General features: G+C 73.3%; 22 protein-coding genes and 1 pseudogene. 7 read left to right on the plus strand and 16 right to left on the minus strand.

Annotated features, from left to right (window positions below):
* Nucleotides 1-7: 7 nt before the first annotated feature.
* Nucleotides 8-3,094: an ATP-binding protein gene (locus Val02_RS08900; protein WP_203898463.1), complete on the plus strand. Its 3,087-nt coding sequence runs from the start codon at nt 8-10 to the stop codon at nt 3,092-3,094.
* Between the two features lie 126 nt (nt 3,095-3,220).
* Here Val02_RS08900 and Val02_RS08905 read toward each other — a convergent pair whose 3' ends face one another.
* The 6 genes from Val02_RS08905 to Val02_RS08930 all read right to left on the minus strand — a co-directional run bounded on the left by Val02_RS08905 (nt 3,221) and on the right by Val02_RS08930 (nt 6,807).
* Entirely contained in the window at nt 3,221-4,018 is a 798-nt protein-coding gene (locus Val02_RS08905) for an ABC transporter permease (protein ID WP_203898464.1), read from the minus strand.
* Nucleotides 4,015-4,980, minus strand: a complete 966-nt coding sequence (locus tag Val02_RS08910) for an ATP-binding cassette domain-containing protein (RefSeq protein ID WP_203898465.1) — start codon at nt 4,978-4,980, stop codon at nt 4,015-4,017. The genes Val02_RS08905 and Val02_RS08910 overlap by 4 nt, the downstream gene beginning before the upstream one ends.
* Nucleotides 4,981-5,306: 326 nt before the next feature.
* A complete protein-coding gene (locus Val02_RS08915; protein ID WP_203898466.1) occupies nt 5,307-5,675 on the minus strand; it encodes a VOC family protein in 369 nt (122 codons plus the stop codon).
* 11 nt (nt 5,676-5,686) lie between these two features.
* Complete coding sequence (locus tag Val02_RS08920; RefSeq protein ID WP_203898467.1) at nt 5,687-5,920, minus strand: hypothetical protein; 234 nt, start codon at nt 5,918-5,920, stop codon at nt 5,687-5,689.
* A 52-nt stretch (nt 5,921-5,972) separates the two neighbouring features.
* Nucleotides 5,973-6,545 carry a TetR family transcriptional regulator gene (locus tag Val02_RS08925; protein WP_203898468.1) on the minus strand — a complete coding sequence of 191 codons (573 nt, stop codon included), beginning with the start codon at nt 6,543-6,545 and terminating at the stop codon, nt 5,973-5,975.
* A gap of 79 nt (nt 6,546-6,624) precedes the next feature.
* Nucleotides 6,625-6,807, minus strand: a complete 183-nt coding sequence (locus Val02_RS08930; protein WP_203898554.1) for a hypothetical protein — start codon at nt 6,805-6,807, stop codon at nt 6,625-6,627.
* A 29-nt stretch (nt 6,808-6,836) separates the two neighbouring features.
* On the opposite strand from Val02_RS08930, the pseudogene Val02_RS08935 reads away from it, so the two are divergent.
* A pseudogene (locus Val02_RS08935) lies at nt 6,837-7,304 on the plus strand (SIR2 family NAD-dependent protein deacylase); the annotation flags it as partial.
* Nucleotides 7,301-8,113: an alpha/beta fold hydrolase gene (locus tag Val02_RS08940; protein WP_203898469.1), complete on the plus strand. Its 813-nt coding sequence runs from the start codon at nt 7,301-7,303 to the stop codon at nt 8,111-8,113. The pseudogene Val02_RS08935 and the gene Val02_RS08940, both read left to right, overlap by 4 nt.
* A 24-nt stretch (nt 8,114-8,137) precedes the next feature.
* On the opposite strand, the gene Val02_RS08945 is transcribed toward Val02_RS08940, so the two are convergent.
* The 3 genes from Val02_RS08945 to Val02_RS08955 form a co-directional block, all read right to left on the minus strand.
* Nucleotides 8,138-9,670 (minus strand): RNA polymerase sigma factor, encoded by a 1,533-nt coding sequence (locus Val02_RS08945; RefSeq protein ID WP_203898470.1) that lies wholly within the window; start codon nt 9,668-9,670, stop codon nt 8,138-8,140.
* Between the two features lie 67 nt (nt 9,671-9,737).
* Nucleotides 9,738-10,259: a hypothetical protein gene (locus tag Val02_RS08950; protein WP_239152608.1), complete on the minus strand. Its 522-nt coding sequence runs from the start codon at nt 10,257-10,259 to the stop codon at nt 9,738-9,740.
* A complete protein-coding gene (locus tag Val02_RS08955) occupies nt 10,256-10,837 on the minus strand; it encodes a CDP-alcohol phosphatidyltransferase family protein (protein WP_239152610.1) in 582 nt (193 codons plus the stop codon). The genes Val02_RS08950 and Val02_RS08955 overlap by 4 nt, the downstream gene beginning before the upstream one ends.
* Before the next feature lie 97 nt (nt 10,838-10,934).
* Between Val02_RS08955 and Val02_RS08960 the strand changes: the two genes are divergently transcribed.
* On the plus strand, nt 10,935-11,435 hold the full coding sequence (locus tag Val02_RS08960; protein WP_203898471.1) for a gluconokinase: 501 nt from the start codon (nt 10,935-10,937) through the stop codon (nt 11,433-11,435).
* Here the strand turns inward: Val02_RS08960 and Val02_RS08965 are convergent.
* Nucleotides 11,413-12,723: an FAD-dependent oxidoreductase gene (locus Val02_RS08965; RefSeq protein ID WP_239152612.1), complete on the minus strand. Its 1,311-nt coding sequence runs from the start codon at nt 12,721-12,723 to the stop codon at nt 11,413-11,415. The two genes, Val02_RS08960 and Val02_RS08965, sit on opposite strands and share 23 nt — an antisense overlap.
* A 123-nt stretch (nt 12,724-12,846) precedes the next feature.
* Here Val02_RS08965 and Val02_RS08970 point away from each other — a divergent pair, with 123 nt between their 5' ends.
* On the plus strand, nt 12,847-15,531 hold the full coding sequence (locus Val02_RS08970) for an ATP-binding protein (RefSeq protein WP_203898472.1): 2,685 nt from the start codon (nt 12,847-12,849) through the stop codon (nt 15,529-15,531).
* Here the strand turns inward: Val02_RS08970 and Val02_RS08975 are convergent.
* From Val02_RS08975 to Val02_RS08985, 3 genes are all read right to left on the minus strand, one after another.
* Complete coding sequence (locus Val02_RS08975) at nt 15,458-15,877, minus strand: RidA family protein (RefSeq protein ID WP_203898473.1); 420 nt, start codon at nt 15,875-15,877, stop codon at nt 15,458-15,460. The two genes, Val02_RS08970 and Val02_RS08975, sit on opposite strands and share 74 nt — an antisense overlap.
* Before the next feature lie 87 nt (nt 15,878-15,964).
* The gene (locus tag Val02_RS08980; protein ID WP_203898474.1) at nt 15,965-17,350 is read right to left on the minus strand and encodes a GNAT family N-acetyltransferase; all 1,386 of its coding nucleotides are present in this window, start codon (nt 17,348-17,350) and stop codon (nt 15,965-15,967) included.
* A 16-nt stretch (nt 17,351-17,366) separates the two neighbouring features.
* Nucleotides 17,367-18,116 (minus strand): PASTA domain-containing protein, encoded by a 750-nt coding sequence (locus Val02_RS08985; RefSeq protein ID WP_203898475.1) that lies wholly within the window; start codon nt 18,114-18,116, stop codon nt 17,367-17,369.
* Between the two features lie 212 nt (nt 18,117-18,328).
* Between Val02_RS08985 and Val02_RS08990 the strand changes: the two genes are divergently transcribed.
* Nucleotides 18,329-19,066: an SIR2 family NAD-dependent protein deacylase gene (locus Val02_RS08990; RefSeq protein ID WP_239152613.1), complete on the plus strand. Its 738-nt coding sequence runs from the start codon at nt 18,329-18,331 to the stop codon at nt 19,064-19,066.
* On the opposite strand, the gene Val02_RS08995 is transcribed toward Val02_RS08990, so the two are convergent.
* Nucleotides 19,035-19,853: a MerR family transcriptional regulator gene (locus Val02_RS08995; protein WP_203898477.1), complete on the minus strand. Its 819-nt coding sequence runs from the start codon at nt 19,851-19,853 to the stop codon at nt 19,035-19,037. The two genes, Val02_RS08990 and Val02_RS08995, sit on opposite strands and share 32 nt — an antisense overlap.
* Before the next feature lie 121 nt (nt 19,854-19,974).
* On the opposite strand from Val02_RS08995, the gene Val02_RS09000 reads away from it, so the two are divergent.
* Nucleotides 19,975-21,234 (plus strand): tetratricopeptide repeat protein, encoded by a 1,260-nt coding sequence (locus tag Val02_RS09000; RefSeq protein WP_203898478.1) that lies wholly within the window; start codon nt 19,975-19,977, stop codon nt 21,232-21,234.
* 8 nt (nt 21,235-21,242) lie between these two features.
* Here Val02_RS09000 and Val02_RS09005 read toward each other — a convergent pair whose 3' ends face one another.
* Together Val02_RS09005 and Val02_RS09010 are read right to left on the minus strand one after the other, a co-directional pair.
* Entirely contained in the window at nt 21,243-22,367 is a 1,125-nt protein-coding gene (locus tag Val02_RS09005) for a DUF2786 domain-containing protein (protein WP_203898547.1), read from the minus strand.
* A gap of 29 nt (nt 22,368-22,396) precedes the next feature.
* Nucleotides 22,397-24,307, minus strand: coding sequence for a hypothetical protein (locus tag Val02_RS09010; protein WP_203898479.1), 1,911 nt, complete (start codon nt 24,305-24,307; stop codon nt 22,397-22,399).
* Nucleotides 24,308-24,331 lie beyond the last annotated feature (24 nt).

The following is a 24,331-nucleotide window of genomic DNA, read 5'->3' on the forward strand; positions in this document are numbered from 1 at the left end:
GCCTGGAATGCGGGTAGACATCCTGGGGCCGCTTCGCGTGGTCCGGGACGGGGCGCCGGTCGAGGTGACCGGCGCCCGGCTGCGCGCGTTGCTGATCCGGCTGGCCCTCGCCCCGGGCCGGCCGGTCGGCCTCGACCTGCTCGCCGACGCCGTGTGGGGCGGGGCGCCGCCGCCCGAGGCGACGAACGCGTTGCAGGCACTGGTGTCCCGGCTGCGGCGGGCGCTGGGCGGCGGTGCCGTCGCGGCCGTCCCGGGCGGCTACCGGCTCGCGGTCGAGGCCGCCGACGTCGACGCGTTCCGGTTCGAGAGTGCGGTCGAGGAGGGGCGCAAAGCCCTGCAGGACAACGACTTCGCGGGTGCGTCGCGGTTGCTGGCCGACGCGTCGGGGCTGTGGCGCGGGCCGGCGCTCGCCGACGTCGCCGCGAGCGGCTGGGCCTCCGGACACGTGGCCCGCTACGAGGAGCTGCGGCTGTCCGCGTGGGAGGACCGGGTCGAGGCCGACCTGCGGATCCGCGCGCCGGTCGAGCTGATCGCCGAGCTGCGGGCCGCCGTCGCGTCACATCCTCTGCGGGAACGCCCGAACGCGCTGCTGATGCGCGCCCTGCACGCGGACGGGCGGCAGGCGGAGGCGCTCGCGGCCTACGCGGACTGCCGGCGGCGGCTTGCCGACGAGCTGGGCGTCGACCCCTCCGTCGAACTGCGCGAGGCGTACCTGACGATCCTGCGCACCGCCCCGGAACAGCGGCGGCGCACGGGAAATCTGCGGGCGGCGCTGACGACGTTCCACGGGAGGGAAGAGGAACTGCGGCGGATCGCCGAACTGGTCCGCGCGCAGCGACTGTCCACATTGGTCGGACCCGGCGGAGCCGGCAAGACGCGACTGGCGTCGACCGTCGGCGCCGCCCTCGCGGAGCGCATGCCCGGCGGCGTCTGGCTGGCCGAACTGGCACCGGTGACCGACCCAGACGACGTCGGCCCCGCGGTCCTGCGCGCCCTCGGCACCCGGGAGAGCGCACCGGGCTCCCGCCCCGAACCGCTGCCCGACCTGACCGAACGCCTCGCCACGGCGCTCTCGGCCGGCCCGACGCTGCTGATCCTCGACAACTGCGAACACGTGCTCGACGCGGTCGCCCGCCTCGCCGAGGACCTGCTGGGCCGCTGCCCCGAACTGCGGGTGCTCACCACGACCCGGGAGCCGCTGGGCGTCTTCGGCGAGACGCTCTGTCCGGTCGGCCCGCTCCCGCTGCCCACCGCGGTGCGGCTGTTCGCCGACCGGGCGGCGGCGGTGCGGCCCGGGTTCGTGGTGTCCGACGCCGACGCCCCGGCCGTGGCGGAGATCTGCCGGCGCCTCGACGGGCTGCCCCTTGCCGTCGAACTGGCCGCCGCGCGGCTGCGTTCGCTCACCGTCGAACAGGTCGCGCACCGGCTGGGGGACCGGTTCCGGCTGCTGACCGGCGGCAGCCGCACGGCCCTGCCCCGCCACCGGACCCTGCGCGCCGTCGTCGACTGGAGCTGGGACCTGCTCGACGACGCCGAACGCCACCTGATGGAACGCCTCTCCGTCTTCGCCGGCGTCATCACCGCGTCGGCGGCCCGCGGAGTGTCCACATCGGACGCTCCCGACCTGCTGCTCGCACTGACCGACAAGTCGCTGCTCCAGGTCGTGTCCACAGAGGACACCGAGCCGCGGTACCGGATGCTCGAGACGATCCGGGAGTACGCCCTCGAACGGCTCACCGGCGACGACGCCCGCGTCGCGCACGCGCGCTACTTCCTCGCCGCGGCCGAGGAGGCCAGGGACCATCTGCTCGGCGCCGAACAGGTCGAGTGGATCGCGCGGCTCACCGACGACCAGGACAACTTCCTCGCCGCGCTCGCCTTCGCGTGCGACACCGGCGACGCCGACACGGCCGTGCGGCTGGCCGCGGCGCTGTGCCAGTTCTGGACGATCGTGGGCGGCGGGGAGGAGGCCGCGGGCTGGCTGGCCCGGGCGCGCGACGTGCCCGGCGACGCCCCGCCGGACGCCCGGCTGCTGGTGCACGCCATGCACCTCATCAACTCGGCGATGTCGAACGACTTCCGCCTCATGCTGGCCGAGATCGAGGACATGCTGCCGCGCATCCGGGAGCTGGACATCGTCGAACGGCACCCGTTCCTGGTGCTGGTCGAGCCGGCGATGGTGCTCTTCTCCGGTGACCTGGACGCCGGCCTCGCCGCCGTCGACCGCGCGCTGCACCACCCGCACCCGTGGGCCCGCGCGATGGCGGTCTCCATGCGCGGCCACATGCACGAGAACGCCGGCCACCACGCCGAGATGGTCGCCGACCTGACCGAGGCGATCCGGCTCTTCCGCACGGTGGGGGAGCGCTGGGGCCTCTCCACCGCCATGGTCACGCTGGCCGACGCGCACCTGAAGGCCGGCCGGTCCGCCGAGGCGGCGGCGCTGGTCGAGGAGTCGATCGCGCTGACCCGGGAGTTGGATCCCCGCGCCGACGTGCCCTATCAGGAGGTGTGGCTGGCGTCGCTGTGGGCCGCCACCGGCGAGACCGAACGCGCGAAGGCCTGGCTCACCGAGTTCGCGCGCACCCGCAAGGCGCCGGCCGACGCGCGCAACGCCTCGTTCGCGCTGCTGGCGCTCGGGGACATCGCCCGGTGTGCGGGCGACCTCGACACGGCCGCCGTGCACTACGCGCGGGCCTGGTCGTACCAGGAGTCGGGGCGGCAGGCGGCGTCCCAGTTCCGGGCGCTGATCCGCACTTCGATGGCCCTGCTGGCCCTGGAACGAGGCGACCTCGACGCGGCCACCGAGGAGGTGCGCACCGCACTCGACCTCTCCCGCGCCTCGAACGACATGCCGGTCGTCGCCAAGGCGGCCGTCGCGTCGGCGGCCCTGGCGTGGGCCCGCGGCGACCGCGCACGCGCCGCCCTGATACTCGGTGCCTCGGAGGGCATACGCGGCACGCGAGACCTTTCCGACGCCACAGCGGTACGCCTGTCGACGGCCTGCGCCGCCGACAGAACGCTGGCCGCCGCGGTCGCGCGGGGGAGCGCGCTACCGCGGCCGGAGGCCCTGTCGATCATCGACCCGGCGTAGGCCGGGGATCCGGCCGCCGGAGGCGCCGCGAGTGGACGCGGGCGTGACAGCGTAGGCCCGCAGGGCCCAGCGGTGCGGCCCGGGAGGCAACGGTCGCGCCCCCGACGGGCCCGCGAGATGAAAGCCCTATGCCTTGCGGCGGTAGGCCGCCACCGCCAGCGGGGCGAAGACCGCGAGGATGCCGAGCGACCAGGCGATCGTCGTCAGCACCGGGCTCGCGACCGGGCCGCCGTTCATCAGGCCGCGGGCGGCCGCCATGACGTCGGCCACCGGGTTGATCTTCACCCAGGCCTGCAACCACCCCGGCAAGGTGTCCGTGGGAACCAGCATGTTGGTGCCGAACGTCAGCGGGAACATCGCCATGAACGCCACGCCCTGCACCGCACCCGGCTCGCGCATCAGCACCCCGAAGAGCACCCAGATCCAGCTCAGGCAGAACGCGAACAGCATCACCAGCAGGCAGGCGGCCAGCACCTCCAGCGGCGACGTCTTGATCCGGAACCCGATCGCGGCACCGAACCCCAGCATCACCACGATCGACACCACGAACCGCACGAGATCGCCGACGACCGACCCGATCAGCGGTGCCGCGCGACTGATCGGCAGGCTGCGGAACCGGTCGAAGACGCCCTTCTTCACGTCGGTGTTCAGGCTCGCGCCCGTGGCCACCGACGCGAACATCACCGTCTGCACGAGCAGCGCCGGCAGCAGGAACTGCAGATACGTCGTGCGCGAACCGGTGATCGCCCCGCCGAGCAGGTACACGAAGATCGCGATGAAGATGATCGGCTGCAGCGTCACGTCGAGCAGCTGCTCCGGCGTGCGCAACGTCTTGATGAGGCTGCGCCGGGCGAGCGCGAGACTGTGCCGGACGAGCCCCATCGGCCGCCCCTTGGCCAGCACCGGCACCGTGATCGTGGTCATGCGAGCACCTTTTCCGCCGCCTTGGCGGCCTGCGATGAGGGGTGGGTCAGGGCGAAGAACACCTCGTCGAGGCTCGGCAGGCGCAGGGCCAGTTCGGTGACCCCGATGCCGGCGTCGTCCAAGCGCCGCACCACCGCCGTGAACGCCGCGTCGCCGTCGACCGGCACCGACAGCACACCCGGGCCGGGGCGTTCGGCCGCGCGGCCGGCGACCGCCGACAGGATGGCGCGCACCTCGTCCATGCGCCCCGCGTCCGTGGGCCGGACCACCACGGTCTGCCCGCCGACGACCCGCTTCAGGTCCGACGAGGTGCCGTGCGCGATGACCCGCCCGTGGTCGATCACGGAGATCTCGTCGGCCAACGCGTCGGCCTCCTCGAGGTACTGCGTGGTCAGCAGCACCGTCACGCCCTCGGCGGTCAGGCCGCGGATCATGTGCCACACGTCGTCGCGCTTGACCGGGTCGAGGCCGGTCGTGGGCTCGTCGAGGAAGATGACGTTCGGCCGGCCGACGAGGCTCGCGGCGAGGTCGAGCCGCCGGCGCATGCCGCCCGAGTAGGTGCGCACCGGCCGCCCCGCCGCCTCCGCCAGGTCGAACTGGTGCAGCAGTTCGTGGGCGCGGTGCCGGGCCTCCCGCTTGGGCAGGTCCAGCAGTTGGCCGATCAGCACCAGGTTCTGGGTGCCGGTCAGGTCCTCGTCGACCGAGGCGTACTGGCCGGTCAGTCCGATCCGGCGGCGCACCTCGTGCGGCTTGTGCACCGCGTCGAACCCGCCCACGACCGCCCGGCCGGCGTCGGGGCGCAGCAGCGTGGCGAGGATGCGCACGCTGGTCGTCTTGCCCGCGCCGTTCGGCCCGAGGACGCCGAGCACCGAACCCGGCCGGGCCGCGAGATCCACCCCGTCGAGCGCGGTCGTGCTCCCGAATCTCTTCACCAGACCCTCGGCCTGGAACGCGTAATCCATGATCCGAGGATGCGCGGGCGCGCTGACAGGACGCGCACATCTCGCTGATACGCCGCGGCGCCGCCCGCTCAGCCGCCCGCGGGCGCCTCGGCGGGTGGGTGCTCGGGCAAGTGGTGGGGCATTGTGCGGGTCAAAACCGCCGGATGAGCTGCGTAAGCCCCCACTACTTGGGCGGCGACGCGCGAGCCAGGCGGTCCGGATCCGGCCTCGGCGACATCGACCTGGGCTTCGACACCGGCCGCTTCGCCTGGTACCTGCTCGTCTCCGGGTCGCGGGAGTGGCCGTGGCTTGTACCGATCCGGACCTGTGCCGCCTGAGCGGCCGCCTCAGGCGACGCAGAACTCGTTCCCTTCGGGGTCGAGCATGACGACGTGCCCGAACGCGTCGCCGTAGTGCTCCTCGCGCACCACCGTCGCCCCGAACGACACCAGCTCGGCCACCTTCGCGCGCACCGCCTGTTCGCGTGGTGCGTCGGCGGCGACGCGGACGTCGATGTGCATGCGGTTCTTGGCGGTCTTGGGTTCGGGCACGCGCAGGAAGCCGATCGCCGGCCCCACCCCGTCGGGGTCGACGATGGAGGCGTTGTCGGGGCCGTCGAAACCGGGCTCGGGCACGTAGTCGAGCGCCCGGGCCCAGAACCGCGCGATCCGCTGCGGGTCGGTGGCGTCGCAGCCGAGCGTCCAGTGGGTCGCCATGAACGCCGACGTTACCCGGCGACGGAGGCGTTGCGGCGGCGGCGCCACTTCGCCGCGTACGGGACGGCGAACAGGAACAGCCCGCTGAACAGCAGCACGAACAGCGGCGGCAGCGGCGTGTAGGAGATCCACACGATCGGATCCTCCTGCGCCAGCGCGACGAACGTGACGACCACGGTCAGCGTGAAGACGACGGCCGTCCAGCGGTGCAGTTGACGGATTCCCTTGTGCCAGTTGAGGTTCATGCGGAAACGGTAGGTCCGGGTGGGGCGGGGTCGCTTCTCGAAAACTGACCGGTCAGTGCGACACCGCGGCGACGATGGCCGTCAGGCGGCCGAGCGCGTCGCGGGTGAGCTCGGGCAGCCCCGGGCCGGAACGCGCACCGACCCACTGCTCGAACGCCACCCGCACCGCCACCATCCCGGTCTCGGCGGCCAGAGCGGCGTCCGGGTCGGGTACCCCGCGCTTGCGCAGCCCGTCGGCGAGCGCGGCGGACAGGAACGCCATCTTGATCAGCCCGCGTTCGCGTAGCTCGGCGTGGGCCATGATGATCGACTGGCGGCGCCGCGACTGCTCCCGGTGCTGCCCGAGGTACTCCGCACCGGCCTGAACGGCGGCGCCGACGGCCACCATCGTGGGAACGTCGGCGGGGGCGGCCTCGAGCGCGTCGACGATGCGGTCGCGCAGGGCGTTCGTGCCGGAGAAGAGCACCTCGCGCTTGTCGGCGAAGTGGCGGAAGAACGTGCGCGCGGTGAGGCCGGCCCGGCCGGCGATGTCGGCGACGGTGGTCTGCTCGAAGCCGCGTTCGACGTAGAGCTCCAGTGCGGCCGCGCGCAGCCGACCCGGGGCGTCCGCCTCCCATCTCCCCACGGGAGCGAGTCTAGTCATGTCACACCGCGACATCACTCTGGCGGACCTCGCGGCGGGACGCTGCTTCGCGGCGTGGCGCCTACGCGGGTTCCGGGACACCGCCGGGATCGCCGGGGCCGCGACCGGGCTCGTGCGGCGCCGGCGGCAACGTGTCCGGCGTGTCCGGCAGCAGTTCGCCCGGGTCGTCCGGGATCGGCTCGCCGGGGTCGATCGGTGGGTAGTCGTCGGGGACCTCAGCCGGATTGACCATGAACTTCTGCATGCCCACCCGGCGGCCCCGCCAACCCTGCCGTCACGCAGAACGTCGACGACCTCCACGAACGCGCCGGCTCGGCGGCACCGGTGCACCTGCACGGCAGCCTGTTCGCGCCGCGCTGCCTGGCCGGGCACCCCGCCGACTTCCCGACGGCCGCCGCCGAACCGGCGGAGGGGCGCCGGCTCGCACCACCCCGCTGTGTCCACTGTGGAGCGATGGTCCGGCCGGGCGTGGTGTGGTTCGGCGAGGCGCTGCCCGAGGAGGCCTTGACGGCGGCGGTCGAGGCGGCCGCCGGGTGCGACGTTCTGCTGAGCGTGGGCACGTCGGGACTGGTGTACCCGGCGGCGGAGATCCCGCGGGTGGCCGCCCGATCCGGCGCGGCCGTCATCCAGGTGAACCCGGCACCGACGCCGCTCGACCGCGGTTGCGCGGTCAACCTGCGCGGCACCGCCGCCGCGACGCTGCCGGCGCTGCTCGACGCGATGGATACGGTGGGGCGATGAGTGGATCGACGGTGGACATCGACGGACAGCCGATCGCGTACCGGGACAGCGGAGGCACCGGCCGTCCGGTGATCCTCGTGCACGGCAATTCCTCTTCCGCGGCCACCTGGACGCCGTTGCTCGACGGCGAGTTCGGGCGCCGCCATCGGGCGTTCGCGATCGACCTGCCGGGGCACGGCCAGTCGCCGCCGGCCGCCGACCCGGTGACGTACTCGATGCCCGGATACGCGGCCGTCGTCGCCGGGTTCGCGCGGGCGTTGGAACTCCGCGGCGCCGTCTACGTCGGATGGAGCCTCGGCGGGCACATCGTCATCGAGGCCGCGCCGCTGCTGCCCGAGCCGGCCGGGATCGCCGTGTTCGGCACCCCGCCGGTCGCCGGCCCCGCCGATCTCGCGACGGCGTTCCTGCCCAACCCGGCCGTGGCGATCGGGTTCAGCCCCGAGGTCGACGCGGCTCAGGCGCACGCCTACGCCACCAGCTTCCTCGCGCCCGGTGCGACGGTGGCGCCGGACGCCTTCACGGCCGACATCCTGGCGACCGACGGCGCCGCACGGGGTGGGCTGGGGGCGAGCATCGGCGAGGGCAGGTTCACCGACGAGGTGGCGATCGTCGCGGCGCTGCCCGTTCCGCTGGCGATCCTGCACGGCACCGGCGAACAGCTCGTCAGCCTCGATCACCTGCGCAAGCTGCACGCCCCGACGCTGTGGCGCGGCGAGGTGCAGCTCATCGACGGTGCCGGGCACGCACCGCACGTCGAGACCCCGGAGGCGTTCGCGGAGCTGCTCGGCGCGTTCGTCGCGGACTGCTGAGCGGCTCAGGGGGAGCGGCGACGCTCAGACTCGATCAGATCTGAGCAGCACGGCGAGGTCGGCACGTCCGACGGCGGTCAGCGCGTCACCGAGTTCGTCGAGCCGCTTGCGACGCTCGAGGTAGTGCCACAGGTCGCGAGGCTCGCGGCCGGCGGCGAAACGGTGTTGCGCGTCCACCGGCACCTCGAGGTAGTCGGCGACCTCGCGCCATTCGTCGCCCAGCGAGGAGCAGATCCGCAGCTTGACGAGGCCGATGCCGGACCGAGGGGCGGCGGGCCGCGAACCGTTGATCCTGACCGGCTCCCGTGCGGTCGCCGCGGAAAGGCGCCGCAGGAGCTGCCGGGGCTCGGTCAACAGGCTGCGGTCGGCCTCGATGGCCCCGACCTCCGCGTCGGTCAGGAACAGGACGTTGAGGACCGGAGTCGGCGCGATGTCGTAGCGGATGAAGAGCAGCTGCGGTGGGAGGAAGACGGCCGCGTCGCCGCGGATCGCGGCCAGTGCCGACAGGAACTCGTTGATCGCCTGAATGAGGTCAGGGTCGATCGGGCCGTTGCCGCGCAGGCCGAGGGAGTACATGACGTTGCGCCGTTGCCGGTGCAGGTCGTCCCGGGTCAGATCGCGCTTGAGGAGTGCCGAGGCGAGACGCCAGATCGAGCCGGTCCGGTACTCCTCGTCGAGCGGGCCGCTGAAGCCCAGCCGTTCGGCGAGAGCGTCCAGCGCACGCACCAGCCGGTCCGCCGCTTGCCGATCGTCCGTGTCCAGATAGGCATCGACGGGCAGTGACGTGCCGGCCGTCGGCGGCCTCCGGTCGACGCCGGTGCGCGGCGCGGGCCGCCCCGGAGTCCGAATGGGGGAAAGGACAGGGCGGCCGACCGGGTTTGTGCCCGGAGCGGGTTGCCTGAGGATTTGTACGTCATGACCCGCTACGCGGCCGGTCACCGGTACCTCGTATGGGGTGACCAAAGCGACCGGTTCATCGCGACGGTCGGTGGCGGGCCCGGGGACGGCCAGCAGCGCGTCGTCGTTCGCCAGCGTCGCAACCGCCGACGATCGACGAAGCTGCTCGCGCAGCCGCGTACGCGCCCGGTCGACCTCGTCTCCCGACATGCCCAGGCGCGTGCCGATGTCGGCGTCGGGGTAGCCGTCGACGATCCACCCCAGAAGTTGCCGGTTGAGGGCTGACAGGTTGTCGAATGCGACCTGCATAGCGGCATCGCGCTCTGCGGTCAGCCTCCACGGCAGGTTCGCACGACCGGCATACAACGCAACTAGGACGTTCCTCGGGGTGTGCTGCCGCCGGATCCGGTGGGCCTCGGCGCGTGCGGTGGACTTCAGCCACGACGCGAAATCGCCCCACTGTCGAGGCTCGGATCGCTGCAGGAGGAATAGGTCCCACACGAACTGCGTGACAGCCAGCGTCTCGACCCGGTCGAGCCCGATCACGCGACAGTACAGCCAGATCAGCGGCGAATAGCGGGCCACCAGCTGTTCCCAGGCGCGTTCGTCTCCCTCGGCGGCACGCCGGACCAGGGAGCCGACGTCTTGGTCGATGTTCATGGGACCGCCTCGATGCCGCGATCGGGGGTGCGGAAAGGTGGTGCTCCGACGATTGTGGCCGACGGAGCTAGCCGAGAAACAGCGTCGGCGCCACGCTGATCGCCACGAACCGCGCGGACCGCCCGACCAGGCAGGTCAGCCCGAAGACCGTTCCGCTGACCGCGGTGCGGGCCGCGTAGACCGTGGTGATCAGCAGCGGCGGCAGGCCGGTGACGGCGCTGAGCAGCACGATCGGCACGGTCAGCGCGGGCCGGTCGAGCAGGGCGAGCAGGCGCCGTCCGGCGTCGCCGACGCGGGCCAGCATCCGGCGGAACGACGTGCGTTCGCGCGCCACCTCCGGAGCCGGCACGGCGGCCCGCTTGTCCCGCCAGGCCCGCAGGCGGGAGGAGTTCAGGACGCCGCGGGCGCTCAGGAAGATGATCAGCTTGCCGGCGGACTGCCCGAGGGCCGCCGCGATCCCGAGCGGCACGGGGTGCGCGTCGGTGGTGGCCATGAGCCCCAACAGATAGGGCTCCACGGGGGTCGCCGGCAGGAACGCCGACATCGTCCCCCAAGCCACCGTGGCGAGGTACGCGGCGGCGGGATTCACCGGGACGGCCTCACGAGCAGCCGCGCGACCGCCCCGAGGGACACCACCTTGACGACCGCCACCGCCAGCACGAACGCCACGGGCCACCACGGCGACGGCGCGAACAGCACCAGGAACACCACGCCGCTGGTGTTGATCGCCTTGGCCGGCGGGGACCAGTTCCACCGGTAGACGCCGCTGTGCACGGAGCCGAAGTAGTTGGGGCTGACCAGCGGCCAGTAGAGGAACGCCAGGCTCAGCACACAGTCGATCACCATGAACTGGATCAGGAAGAGCGTCACCGGCAGGGTCATCTCCGGCTTGAGCACCAGCAGCGCGGCGGCGCACATGGCGCAGCAGGCCCGGTCGGAGATGATGTCGAACACCGCGCCGATGCGGGTCTCCCGCTTGAGCAGCCGTGCGGAGAGCCCGTCGAGGATGTCGCCGATCCAGTAGCAGAGGTAGGCGGTGACGGCGAGCTTGACGCTGGCGTGCGTGATGGCCGGCACGGCGAGGCCGATCGCGACGACGGTGCGCACAAGAGTGATCGCGTTGGGCACGTTGACCACGGGCGGCACCGCCACGGCCGGCTGCGTCACGAACACTCCCCGCGGATACTAGTGATCTGCCTATGTGCAAGGTATCCCGTGGTGACACCTAGGCTTGTGCGGGATGCCGGCCGACGAAGGGAAAAGAATGTCGAGACCCGTCGTGGTCGTGATGGGCGTGGCCGGTTCGGGCAAGACCACGATCGGCCGGCTGCTCGCCGAGCGGCTCGGTGTGCCGTACGCCGAGGCGGACGACTTCCACCCGGCGGCCAACGTGGACAAGATGACCGCGGGCGTGCCGTTGGACGACGCCGACCGGGCCCCGTGGCTCGACGCCATCGCGGAGTGGATCGGCGGCCAGCGGGACAAGGGCGGGGTGGTGACCTGTTCGGCCCTGCGCCACCCCTACCGCGAACGCCTCCGCCGGGCCGACGCCGACCTCTGGTTCCTGCACCTGGACGTGCCGAAGGACGTGATCGCCGAACGGATGGCGAAGCGGGAGGGGCACTTCATGCCGCCCTCGCTGATCGACTCGCAGTTCGCGGCGCTGGAGCCGCTGCACGAGGGGGAGGCCGGCGCGAAGGTCGACGCCACGCGTGCGCCGGAACGGATCGTCGAGGACGTGCTCAGGGCCTACCCGACGCCTTGATCACCTGCGCCATCATCTGCGGCGTGAAGAGCGCCGACGCCGGCGACACCAGGTGCTGCACGGAGTAGAACGTCCGCCGCACCTCCACCGACGTGCGGGCCGCGTCGTGCAGCCGCGCCGCGTAGCGGTTGACCAGGCCGGTGCCGCGCGGGCGGGACCCGGTCGTCTCGGGATAGTCGAAGTCGCCGCCGACCGCGAAGCGCCACGGCGTCTGCACCACGGCCGCGGCCGCCCGGTGGAACTCCCGCGCGAAGCGCGCCGTCACCGGCCCGTCCGGCTCCCGGTCCAGCACCCAGCCGAGCGCCTGCGCCTGGAGCGCGGCCGCGGTGACGCCCTGGCCGTGCACGGGATTGAAGCTGCAGTAGGCGTCGCCGACGGCCACGTAGCCGGCGGGCAGGGCGCGGAGGCGTTCGAAGTGGCGCCAGCGGCTGGACGGGAAGTGCCGCACGGCGACGTCGCTCACCGGCTCGGCGCGTTCGAGCAGGTCGGCCAGGGCCGGGTGGGGCAGCGCGCGGGCGTACGCCAGGTACTCCTCGTCGCCGGTGCCGGCGTGCTCGCCGTGCCAGCCGCCGAGCGTGACGAGCCACTGGTCGTCCTCGACCGGGAGGGCGACGCCGAGCCGCTTTTCTTCCGGCGGGCTCGGCAGGACGCACAGGGCCTGACCGGCGGGGAGATCACCGGACTTGCGGCGCAGCAGCCGGCTGGCGTAGGTGATGCCGGCCGTCACCTCGGAGACCTCCGGCGGGGTGGCGCCCAGCGCGAGGAGCCACGCGTCGGAGAGCGCGTGCCTGCCCGTGCAGTCGACGACGAGGTCGGCATCGGTGGATGTTCCCGCGGAGAAGCGGACGCCGGTGACGCGGTGACCGTCGCCGGTCAGGCCCGCGACCGCGGACCCGCCCTTGATCTCGACGTGCGGGAGGTCCGCGACCCGGCGGCGGATCGCCCGCTCCAGGAGGGGACGGGTCATGGTGATCATGTGGGAACGGACGTGCATCGGCGGCCAGGTGCGCCCGTAGCGGTGCAGGATCAGCTCGCTGCCGGTCTCCACCACGGCGGCACCGGCCTCCACCAGCTCCTTCGGCAGCCCCGGGAACAGCTCCTCGATCGCCCGCTGGCCGGCGACCAGGATCACGTGCGGCTGCGGGCCCGGCACGTCGGCGCCGGTCAGCTCGTCCCGGTCGAGCACCACCACCCGGTCGAACCGGTCGGCGAGCACCCGCGCGGCGGTCAGCCCGGCCGGTCCCGCGCCGATCACGACGGCCGTCGACCGTCCTGTGGAAGTGCTCACGGCTGTCGGCTCCCCTCGGCGGTACCGGCACCCAAAAAGTACCCGCTGAAGCTGAGAATTAATTCCCCGAAATCACGCTGAGGGATTTGTTCAGATAAGCACAGATTGTGACGATATGGCTACGTGGCTCGCGGGTACCCCTGGCGGAGAATGCGTTCGGCGGCCGCCCTGACCGTCGCCGTCACGCTGACCGGCGTCCTGGTCTCCGTCGGCATCGGGTTCGTCCTCGAACGCCGTGAACGCGCCTCCGCCGCCGAACAGCTCGACCGGCGCGCCGCGATCGTCGCCGAGACCGTGGCCGCCGAAGCCGGCCGCTATGTCGACACCCTGGACACCCTCGCCGGGGCGATCGGGGCGTTCGAGCTGAGCGCCGACGCGTTCAAGCAGGTGACGGCTCCGCTGGAACGGATGGGGCTGGCCGGTGCCAGTTCGATCGCGTACCTGGTGCCGGGCACCGACGCCGACGTGCCGCGCATCCAGCAGTACTGGCGCGGCCGCGGCGCCACCGACCTGCAGTTGCGCCCCCAGAACGGGCACGGCGAGCACATCTTCTCGATCTTCAGCCGTTCGCTGGACGGCCAGGCCATGCCGCCCGTCGGCGGGGACATCGTCGCGATCGCCGCCCCCACGCAGGCCCTCCTCGAAGCGCGCCGCGGCGCCCGGGTGACCGTCTCGGACACCTACCGGCTGGTGCGGGACAACAACGTGCCCGAGTCGGCCCGGCAGATGTCGTTCGTGCTCACCGCACCCGTCTTCGGGCGGACCGACGCGGCGGGGCAGCGGCCGTTCCTCGGCTGGGTGCTGATGGGCCTGCGCGGACAGGACTTCATCGGCACCACCCTCGAACGCGCCTCCCGCGGTTTGCTCAACGTCACCCTGCGGGCGCGCGACTCCGACGACGCCCTCGCCCGCGTCGCCACCCTGCGCACCACCGGCGCCGTCGGGAACCTGCGCCGCGAGATCGAGGTGAGCGTGGCGCAACGGCGCTGGTACCTGGACGTCGACACCGACGCCGCCACGCTGCCCGGCGGCACCAGCCGGGTGCCGTGGGCCGCCGCGCTCGCCGGCGCCGCGCTCAGCGCCCTCGTCGGCGCGCTGGTGTTCATCCTCGCCACCCGGCGGGCCCGGGCCGAGCAGCGCGTCCGGGCCGCCACCGCCCGCATCGCCGACGGCGAGGCGCAGGCCCGGGAGCAGGCCGCCCTCCTGCAGGCCGTCCTCGACAGCATCAGCGACGGCGTGGGAGTCGTCGACGCCGACGGCGAACTCATGCTCGTCAACCCGGCCGCCGAACGCATCCTCGGGCGGATCATCGACGCCGAGGGCCCCGACGCGTGGCAGTCCCACTTCGGGCTGCGGACCCGGGAGGGCGAACCGTTCCCGGCGGCGGCGCTGCCGCTGTTCCGCGCGCTGCACGGCGAATCCGTCGACAACGTCGAGGTGCTCCTCGGCAACCACGCCGCCCCGGACGAGATCCACGTCAGCGTCTCCGCCCGGCCGCTGCACCCCGACGCCGGACGGCAGGGCGCCGTGGCCGTCATCCGCGACGTCACCGAACGAAAACGGCAGGACCTGGTGCTCGCCTCCGCCGCCACCCGGCTCGGCAACGAGCTGTCCCGGCGGGCCATGACCGAGGCACAACTGCGCCAGACCCGCGACGAACTGGCCGGCCGGGAGGCCTACCTCGCCGACGTCATCGACGCGGTCGACGTGGCGATCGTGCTCTACGACGCGCGCGGCCGGATCGTGCGCACCAACCGGACCGCCCGCGAGATGGCCGGGGACGTGTCGCACACGCCCGACCCGGCCGAGGCCGCACGCCTCGTCAACGCCACCACGCTCGACGGCCGGCCGCTGCCCGCGTCGGACACCGCGCAGGTGCGCATCGCGCTCGCCGGCGGGCAGGCCGACGACCTGGAGGTGGTGATCTCCCCGCCGGGTTACCCGCGGCGCGTGCTGCAGGTCTCCACCCGGCCGCTGCGCGGCGCCGACGGGGCCGTCATCGGGGCGGTCAGCAGCTGCTCCGACGTCACGGCGCTGCGCGACCAGCAGGCCGAACTGGCGGCGTTCGCCGGCGTGGTCGCGCACGACCTCAAGGCGCCGCTGGCCGGCGTGGGCGGCTACGCCGAACTGATCGACGAGGAACTGCAGTCCGGCGAGGCCGACCCGGCCGTGCTCCAGCCGCTGCTGAAGCGCGTCTGCACCGGCGTCGCACGCATGGGCGGGCTGATCGACGACCTGCTCGACTACGCCACCGCCCGCGACGCCAGCATCAACGCCACCGCGGTCGACCTGCGTTCGGTGCTCGACGAGGTGGTGCCGGTGGTGCTCGCCGGCAGCCGCACCGACGACCGGCCGGACATCTACATCGGGCCGCTGCCGCCCGTGCACGCGGATCCGGCGATGCTCCGCCAGCTCATGCACAACCTGCTGGGGAACGCCGTCAAGTACACCCCGCCCGGCCGCACCGCCCGGGTCGACATCACCGCCGGGCCGGACGAGGGCGACGGGATGGTGCACCTGCGCGTCGCCGACCGGGGGATCGGCATCCCCGAGGGGCAGCACGAGGCGATCTTCCACACCTTCCACCGGGCGCACCGCGACGCGGCGTTCCCCGGCACGGGGCTGGGCCTGGCGATCTGCCAGCGGATCGTGCACCGCCACGGCGGCACCATCGCCGCCTCCGACAACCCGGGCGGCGGCGCCCGCTTCGAACTGACCCTGCCGGCCGCGCTCGCTACGGCGCCCGGTCGGGAAGTGCGACCGTCAGATCCAGCTCGACCAGCTGACCGTCGAACCCCAACCGGCTGACGCCGAGCAGCGTGCTCGCCGAGGTGAACGCCGGCCCCAGCATCGAGCCGGTGAACACCTCCCACACCAGGGAGAGATCCTCGCGGGCCTCGCTGACCACGTAGATCACCGCCCGCACCACGCGCCCCGGCGTGGCGCCGACGGCGTCCAGCGCGATCATCGCGTTGACCGCCACCTGATCGGCCTGCGCCGCGTAGTTGCCCGGCCCGACCAGGTTGCCGTCCTCGTCGAGCGGGCACTGGCCGGCGAGGTAGGCGGTGCGGCCCGCCGCCACCACCGTCACGTGGTGGTAGCCGGGCGGCAGGTGCAGGCCGGCCGGGTTCCGCCGCACGATCTCGTCGCTCATGCCGTCGACTCGCTTCGCTCCCCGACGGCACGAGGCTCCATCGCACAGTGCCCCATGATTCGCTCGCTGCGCTCGCTCATCGTTAGATCATGTCAGGTCCGTCGACCGCATTTGCGCCCATTCGTCCCTGGTCATCGCGTACTCGAGGCTTTCCTCGGGGAACGTGCGCACCAGGCGCAGCCCGGCCTTCTCCAGCACCCGCCGGGAGGCCGTGTTGGCGGTCATCGTGCCGGCGTGCACGCGGCGCGCCCCCAGTTCGACAAAGGCCAGCTCGACCAGCGCGCGGGCCCCCTCGGTCGCGAACCCCTTGCCCCAGGCGGACCTGCGCAGCCGGTAACCCAGCTCGGCGTCCACGAAGTCGGCGCCCTCCGGCGGCCGCAGGTGGAACCAGCCGAGGAACTCCCCGCTCGCCCGCTCCTGCGCCGCGAAGAAGCCGAAGCCCCGGTACACCTCGTAGTAGGCCAGGTAGCGCGGCAGCAGCTCCGCCTCGACCTCCGCGCGGGGCGTGGCGCGCCCGTCCGGCACGTGGCGCAGCACCTCCGGGTCCGCGTCCAGCTCGACGAGCAGGTCCACGTCGTCCGCCGTGAACCGCCGCAGCACCAGCCGCTCGGTCGTCAGCAGAACCGTCCGGGGCCTCCTGGTGAGCGCCGCCCGGACCTCGTCCGGCACGGGCGTGGGATCGGCCGTGCCCGGCGCCACGCTCACGTAGTGCAGCACCGCCTCGAACACCGGCCGCGCCCCCACCGACCCCTCCACCGTCACGTCGAACGACGTGCGCCCCCAGCGGTTCACCCGCGGCCGCAGCGTCAGCGTCTCGCCGTGCCGCGCCGACGACGCCCACTCCACGGTCGCCTTGCGCACCATGCAGTCGAACCCGGGCGCCAGCGCCGCCGTGAACCACGCGTCGACCGCGTCGTCGGCGTAGGTCAGGTAGTGCCCGTTGAAGACGACGCCCTGCTGATCGCAGTCCGCGTAGCGCACCCGCACCTCGTGCGCGAACCCCGGATCCGGCGCCAGCAGCCCGGCCACCCCGAGCGCGTGCCGGGCGTACGACGTCAGCTCCAGCCCGGCCAGTTCGTCCCGCCGGAACCAGCGCACCTCGGCGATCTCGTCGCCGTCCGGCCGGGGCGTCCCACCCACGGCCACGCCGTGGAAGATCGTGCTGACGTAGGCGACCCGGTCGCCGTTGGCGTACTGCACCTCGTACCCCGGGCCGCCGACCGCGTCGACGATGCCGTGCAGCCGCACGTCGACACCCGTCTCCTCGGCCACCTCCCGGACCGCCCCGGCGGCCGGTGTCTCGCCGATCTCCAGGCACCCGCCCGGGATGCCCCACCGGTGCGCGTCACCGGCGTGGCGCACCAGCAGCAGCCGGCCGGCACCGTCCCGGACCAGGGCGGTGGCGGCCGGCATGATGAGCAGTTCCGTACCGACGAACTCGCGCAGCCGCGCGATGTGTTGGGGTGTGGCCACCCGGAGACGATACGGGTCAGCCGTTGCTGTGCTCGTTGCCCTGCGCGGCCGGCGACGCCGTCGACGTCGGGGCGGTCGCGACCGTGATCGTGACGGTGCTGCCGTGCTTGACGCAGGAACCGGCCGACGGGTTCTGCGCCGTGACGGTCCCCGGCGACACGCTCGACGTCGGCTTGTTCGACGAACTGGCGCCGAAGCCGGCCTCGCTGATCAACGAGACCGCGTAGTCCTTGGGCTGGCCCACCACGTTGGGCACCTTCAGCCCGCGCACGCTCAACGTCACCGTCTTGCCGGCGGCGAGGCTGGTGCCGCTCGACGGGTCCTGCGCGGTGACCTTGCCCGGCTCGCCGCCGCCGTCGTCGCAGACGTAGGTCACCTTCGGGTTGAGCCCGGCGTTGGAGACCTTCGACTTCGCGCCCGACTCGTCCAGCCCCACCACGTGCGGCACGCTCTTGTAGCTGGTCTGGTTGCCGCCGCAGTTGGCGGTGCACTCGCCGCCACCGTCCGTCGTCGACGGCGACTCCGAGGCGGCGGCGCTCGGCTCCGCGCTCACCGTCACGGTGACCGTGGGCGCCACGCTGGGCCCGGCGGCGTCGTTGTCGCCCGGCGTGCCGCCGCCCGCCAACCCGAACGCGGTGCCGACCATCGCGCCCAGGCAGGCGAGCACGACGGCGGCAATGATCACATTGCGGCGCAGTGCGGTGCCGGGCCGGTCGTCGTCGGCGTGCTCGGTCAGTAAGTCGTGGCCGTCGGTCGGGTCGCTCACGGTCGTGTCCTTTGCGTTCCAAGGGGGGACGGCCAGCGTGGGCGACGAGTGCCACCGGTGCCGCGTGTCTGTCGGGGATCCGTCCTCCCCCTCGATAGTGCACACCTGCGCAAACGTCCCGGAAGAGCCGGACGGGTGCGGAATTGTGTCGCCCGGACGGACGTCGATGCCTACCATTCGTCGCCATGACGTGGGCGGACGGTGTGACTCGTGTGGCGGTACTGACGGGCGCCGGGATCTCCACCGACTCCGGCATCCCGGACTACCGCGGCCCGGACGGGGTGTGGACCCGCGACCCGGCCAAGGAGGCGATGTTCCGGATCGAGACGTTCCTCGCCGACCGGACGGCGCGGGAGCGGTTCTGGCTGACCTACGCCGGGCACGCCGCGTGGTCGGCGCAGCCCAATGCCGCCCATCGCGCGCTGGCCGATCTGGAACGGCGGGTCGGCGGCATGCGCGTCCTCACCCAGAACATCGACGGGCTGCACCAGAAGGCGGGCTCGACCGAACGCAAGGTGCTGGAGCTGCACGGAAGCATGCGCCAGGTGGTGTGCGTGAAGTGCAAGCGGCGCACGCCGAGCGCGGAGACCATCGCCCGCGTGGACGCGGGGGAGACCGACCCGCGCTGCCTCACCTGCGGCGGCATCCTCAAGCTCGGCGTGGTGCTCTTCGGCGAGAACCTGGACCCGACCGTCCTGGACCAGGCCGTGCGGGTGGCGCGTTCGTGCCAGGTGATGCTGGCGATCGGCACCACCCTGCAGGTCGAACCGGTCGCGTCGCTGTGCGCGCTCGCCGTGCAGGCCGGGGCGAAACTGGTCGTGGTCAACCGGGACCCGACGCCCTACGACGCCCTCGCCACCGAGGTGGTCCGGGAGCCGATCGGCACCGCCGTGCCCCGGCTGACCGGCCTGTTCGCGACTACTTCGCGATCGGCAGCTGGAACTCCGTGATCCACTCGGCCGGGTCGCCGGTGCCGGCGTTCAGGTAGACCTCGCGGGCGGCTCCGGCCATGCGGTAGCCCTGCGCGGCGGCCCACGCCTGCAGCGACTGCCAGCTGCGGTCGGCCGTGTCGAGCGACCCCCGGTGCACGAACGCGGCGACCCGTTCGGCGCCGGGCAGGTCGGCCACGGCGAGCCCGCTGCCGCTCGCCGGCTCACCCGTCACCGGCACCCCGGCGTGGATGACGACCCGTTCGTCCGCGGTCTCCTCGTAGTAGGCGACGGCCGGGCCGGCGGGGGCCAGCCCGGCGGCGGTCAGCTTGCCGAACAGTTCGCCGAAGAGCGGCCGGATCGCCGGCCCGATCTCGGCGCTGTCGTAGCCGCTGACCGTGGTGGTCAGTTCGGCCAGCCGAACGGGTGCGACGGGCTTGATCACGATGTCCTGAGTCTCCATGCGACCCTCACTTTCGATCAACCGGAGTCGTGTCTCCACCTGGGTCAGGCGCGCGGTGTCGGCCGCTATCTGCTCCTCCAGCTGGGCGCGCCGCAGGCGCAGCATGCCCCGCAGCTCGTCCGGCCCGACGTTCTCGTCGAGGATGTCCCGGACCTGCTGGAGGCCGAACCCCAGCTCCTTCAGCGCGACCAGCCGGTTGAGCCGGGCGAGCTGGTCCACGCCGTAGAAGCGGTACCCGCTCGACGGGTCGACGCGGGCTGGGCGGAGCAGGCCGATGGCGTCGTAGTGGCGCAGCATGCGCACCGACACCCGGCCCAACCTGGCGAAATCTCCGATACTGAACATGACCCGTCCGACTCTGGGACCTGACACGGTGTCAAGGTCAAGCCGTCTCCCATGGGACCACGGCCGCGGTCGGCGGAATGGGCGCGCGTGGTGGGCGCGTCGCGGGCTAGGCTCGGCGGCCGTGACCGATCTGCACACCGTCGACGAACGGCTCGACGCGGGCGATCTGTACGGGGCCGTGCGCGCGCTGCGGGGGCTCGCCGACGGCGCGCCGCTCGTGGACCTGCTGGCACCGCTGCGCCGGGCGGCCGAGGCGGCCGGGTTCGACGACCTGGCGGGCGCCGCCACCGCCGTGCGCGAACGGCCGCAGGACCCGCAGGCGCTGTACGACCTCGGGTACGCGTGCATCGAACGCAACATCGCCCCGCTCGCCGTCGCGGCGCTGACCGAGGCCGACCGGCGGGCCCCCGGCCAACGCACGATCATCGTCGAACTGGTCGCCGCCCTCGAACGCTGCGACCGCTACGCCGAGGCCGTGGCGGTGCTGGTGGGCAACGACGGCGTGCTGGCGGACTGGCCGGACCGTTACCTGGTGGCCGTCAACGCGGTCCAGGCCGGCGACCTCGACACCGCGCGGCGGTACGCGTCCGCACTGTCCACACCGGACGGTGACTGGGCGCACGCCGCCCGGCGGGTGCAGGGGATGCTCGCCCGCGCCGCGGCATTGCAGGGGCAGCCGGGCCGGCTGGACGGGCGGGACCTGCGCGGCTGGCACTTCGTGCTCAACGGCGCGATCCTGGCGACCGTCTCCCCGTACGGGTTCGACGAGGGGATGACGGGGCGGTACGCGTTCCTACAGGACTCGATGGGGAGTTGCCGGCGCACGCTCGACCGGCTCACCGGAGCGCTGCGTGCGGCCGGATCCACGCCCTCGACCGTGTCCCCGTTGCCCGACCGCTCCAGCCGCATCCTCGGGATCGCCGCGGCGAACGTGCTGGGCCTGCCCGTGGTGCCGTTCGCGGCGGAGCGCACCGACACCGTGATCGTCGCCTACGACCTGAACGACTCCGACGAGCAGACCCTGCGGGCGCTGTGGGGTGAACGGGCGCCCGGGGCCGTGCTCGTGGAGCAGGCGTCGTGCTGGACCGACCCGCCGGCCGTCGCGGCGGACCTCACCGGCCTGCTGCACCAGGTGGCCCACGCGCCCTGGGGCGAACGCCTCACCGTCGACGGGCGCACCCCGCCGGACGACCGGCCGGAGGAAGAACTCGCCGCCGAGCTCGTGGCCGCCGCGCCCGGGCCGGACGACGACATCGCCCCGGGCGACAGCGACGCGGACTTCGCGGCGTTCGTGCGCGCGGTCGGCGCGGACTGGCCGGGCACCGGTGCGCGGGATCGGGTCTTCTCCCCGGGACCCGTGCGCAGCAGCAGGTTCGCCTGACACACGCCTCAGGTCAGGCCGACCCGGTCGGCGGCCTCGACGCCGGAGTCCCAGCCCTCCTCGCTGTCCACCCGACTGCCGCGCACCCGGGTCGTGCGCGGGAAGACGCGTTCCATCGTCTCGCGCACCTGCGCGTCCCGGTCCGCGAGCACCGGCAACAGGTTCGCGTCGGTGCTGACCGGGACGGCCGCGTCGGCCAGCCGTTCGCCGACCCGCACCGCGAACGCCACCAGGAACGAGCGGCGGAACGTCTTCACCCGCGCCTTGTTCGCCTTGCGGCCGGCCGGCTCCGCCTGTGCCATCGCCCGGTTCGCCTGCACGAGCAGGGACGCGTAGAGCAGTTCGACCGCGTCGAGGTCGGCGTCGTAGCCGAACACCGTGGAGAAGCCGAGTTCCGGCGACCAGACCGTCCGGCAGCGGTTGGCGTCGGCGACGGCGTGCAGCAGGGACGCCTTCTCGTTCTCGTACGGGTGGTCCACGCCGACCCGCCGCGCGAACGGCACCACGGCCGGCCCACCGTCCTGTGTGGACACCAGCGCCTCGTCGATGCTGTGCCGCGCGATCAGTTCCTGCGCCTTGGCCGTGTACGTCTCCGCCTCGGCCGGGAACGCGCTCGACTCCGCCTTCGCCAGCAGCGCCCGCACCCGGTGGACCAGCTTGGAGTCCAGGTGCCGGGCGGGTGCCCGCGCGGCGGTGCCCGGCGGCGGGATCAGCACCTCGATCCGCGGCAGCGTGCGCAGGATGCCGAGCAGCGTGAGCATCAGGTCGAGCACGGCCGTGCGGTCGAGCCGGTGCCGCCGCGCGAACTCGCCGAGATAGTCGTCGCCCCACCAGACGGTCGCGCCCAGGGCATCGGCCTGCTCCCGCCAGCGCGGGTCGACCGGCCGGGTCCGGGAGAGGTGCGCGGCGACCGCATCCGTCACCAGGTCGGGGACCGGCGGGCCGCTCCGCCGCGCGACGACGCGGTGCAGTTCGACGGGCTGCCAGCCGCCGCGCCAGAGCCTTTCGCCGTTCTCCCGGAGGATCGCGAGCAACGTGGTGTCGACCTCGGCGGGCGGGGCGACGGTGAGGGAGTCGAGCCCGGCCTCGTAGTCGACGCCGCCGTCGAGAACCGCGCCGATCCGCTCCCGCATGCTGATCACCCCTCAACGGTACGGGCGGGTCAGCGGGACCGGTCGAGCCGCCCGGCCAGGTACTCCTGGATCTCCGCGTGCCGGAACCGGTAGGACGCGCCGGAGCGGCGCAGCACGCCGCGCCGGTGGGCGTCGTCCAGGAAGGCGAGCAGCCGCCACGGCAGGCCCCACCGCAGCGCCAGCCAGAGCCGCACGACGCCGAGACTCAGCCAGGCGGATCCCAGCCGCAGCCCGATCACGACGCCGAGGCCGACGAAGACGGCGCTCTGGGCCGCGCTGAGCAGCCCGTGCCCGAGGTCGGACTGCAGCGTGGCGCGCAGCCCGGCCGCGCCGGCGACGGCACCCACGGCCGCCAGCAGGGCCGCGCGGTCGCCGGCGAGCAGGGCCCGCGGCTGAACCGGGTCGGTGCTGTCGAGTGCCCGCGACGCCATGGCGGTGGCCACGTAGACGACGGCGAGGGTGGCGAGCGACAGGGCCCCGAACACGGTCGCGCGCTCCGCCGGCCCGGCCAGCCGGACCAGCGCGACGAAGGCGAGCGCGACCAGTGCCCCGACGGCGAGCGCCAGCAGCAGGTGCCGGTGCCACCAGCGCATCCGGCGCGGCGGCGTGCCGTCGAGGAGCATCGTGCCGACCCGCGGACCGAGGAGGATCGCCACCACACCGCCGATCGCCGGACCGTAGTCGACGCCGAGGAGCAGGAGCAGGGCCAGACCGACGGCCGCCCGGGTGAGGCCGCGCAGCACCGGCGGCGGCGCGATCGGCCGCCACCAGGGAATGTCCGCGCCGGCCGGGTTGTGGCGGGCCAGCACGGCGAGGTGGCGTTCGACCCGGGCCGGGTCCGGCCGGTCGTGGTACAGCGCCGGCACGTAGCACTCGTGCAGCGTGCGCTCCAGCGTCGACTCGTCGCCGATCGCGGCCACCGCGGCCGGTTCCGCCTGCCGGCAGGCGACCTGCGTCAGGTAGACCGCCAGCGGCCGGGTGAGCACCCGGGTGAGCGGCCGTCCCGGTTCGCCTGCCGCGTCCGCCACGTCGTTCCACCGCGAGGGCAGGTCGAGCAGTTCGCCGCCGCGCAGGAACGCCACCGCGTCCGCCGGTGCGACGGGTTCGAGCGCGACGACGGCGGCCCGTCCGAGCGCCCGCCCGCCGACGCGCAGCGCCTCCCGGTAGTCCACCGGCCGCGAGGTGAGCACGAACGGCATGCCCTCGGCCTCCGCCAGCCGCCGCACGGCCGCCGCGCGGAGGTCCGGGGCCATCTCGTCGAGGCCGTCGAGGACGGGCAGCACGCGGTCGTTCGCGACGAGCGCGGCGGCCGCGTCCGACCCGTACTCGGCCCGGGCCAGCCACGGGTGATCCTGCGCCAGGCACGCCGCCAGCCAGTCGCGCAGCGGGTCGCGGAGCGGGTTCCAGGAGGAGAGCGGGAAGAGGGCCGGCACCCGTTCGTCGTCGAGGAGGCGCAGCAGGAGGAGCACCGCCATGACGGTCTTGCCGGTGGCGGGTTCGCCGATGATGACGAGTTGTCGTGGGGCGAGGCCGCGGTAGGCGGCGGCGAGGTCGTCGACGGTCCCGCCACCCGGGATCCGTTGGGACGTCCGCGACGCGACGTCGCGTTCCACCCCCGTCCACAGCACCTTCAGCGGAACGTCGTCGCGCAGGCCGGGCAGCCACCGGTCCCCGTCCCACTGCCGGCGCACCCGCGTGCGCAGCACGGCGGCCGCCGAGTCCAGCGCCGAACCCGGGTCGACGGCACCGGGCGGGTTCAGCGCCACCGCCAGCGACAGGAGCGCCACCAGCACACCCGTGACGCCCGCGATCGTGCTCACCAGGCCGACGACGTCGGTGCGCGGCGCGATCCACCACCCGAACCAGAGCAGCCCGGCGCCGCTCAGCAGCGCGCAGCCGCTGATCCACCACAGCAGCGGTCGGCGCACGACAGACGACACAGCGTCATGATGGCCGCCCGGCGC

Source organism: Virgisporangium aliadipatigenens (assembly GCF_016863615.1).
Taxonomy (GTDB): Bacteria; Actinomycetota; Actinomycetes; order Mycobacteriales; family Micromonosporaceae; genus Virgisporangium; species Virgisporangium aliadipatigenens.

Coding starts and splice junctions, on each gene's coding strand:
- Val02_RS08900 (WP_203898463.1), top strand. CDS start 8: ATGCGGGTAGACATCCTGGGGCCGCTTCGCGTGGTCCGGGACGGGGCG.
- Val02_RS08905 (WP_203898464.1), bottom strand. CDS start 4,018: ATGACCACGATCACGGTGCCGGTGCTGGCCAAGGGGCGGCCGATGGGG.
- Val02_RS08910 (WP_203898465.1), bottom strand. CDS start 4,980: ATGGATTACGCGTTCCAGGCCGAGGGTCTGGTGAAGAGATTCGGGAGC.
- Val02_RS08915 (WP_203898466.1), bottom strand. CDS start 5,675: ATGGCGACCCACTGGACGCTCGGCTGCGACGCCACCGACCCGCAGCGG.
- Val02_RS08920 (WP_203898467.1), bottom strand. CDS start 5,920: ATGAACCTCAACTGGCACAAGGGAATCCGTCAACTGCACCGCTGGACG.
- Val02_RS08930 (WP_203898554.1), bottom strand. CDS start 6,807: ATGCAGAAGTTCATGGTCAATCCGGCTGAGGTCCCCGACGACTACCCA.
- Val02_RS08940 (WP_203898469.1), top strand. CDS start 7,301: ATGAGTGGATCGACGGTGGACATCGACGGACAGCCGATCGCGTACCGG.
- Val02_RS08945 (WP_203898470.1), bottom strand. CDS start 9,670: ATGAACATCGACCAAGACGTCGGCTCCCTGGTCCGGCGTGCCGCCGAG.
- Val02_RS08960 (WP_203898471.1), top strand. CDS start 10,935: ATGTCGAGACCCGTCGTGGTCGTGATGGGCGTGGCCGGTTCGGGCAAG.
- Val02_RS08975 (WP_203898473.1), bottom strand. CDS start 15,877: ATGAGCGACGAGATCGTGCGGCGGAACCCGGCCGGCCTGCACCTGCCG.
- Val02_RS08995 (WP_203898477.1), bottom strand. CDS start 19,853: ATGTTCAGTATCGGAGATTTCGCCAGGTTGGGCCGGGTGTCGGTGCGC.
- Val02_RS09005 (WP_203898547.1), bottom strand. CDS start 22,367: ATGCGGGAGCGGATCGGCGCGGTTCTCGACGGCGGCGTCGACTACGAG.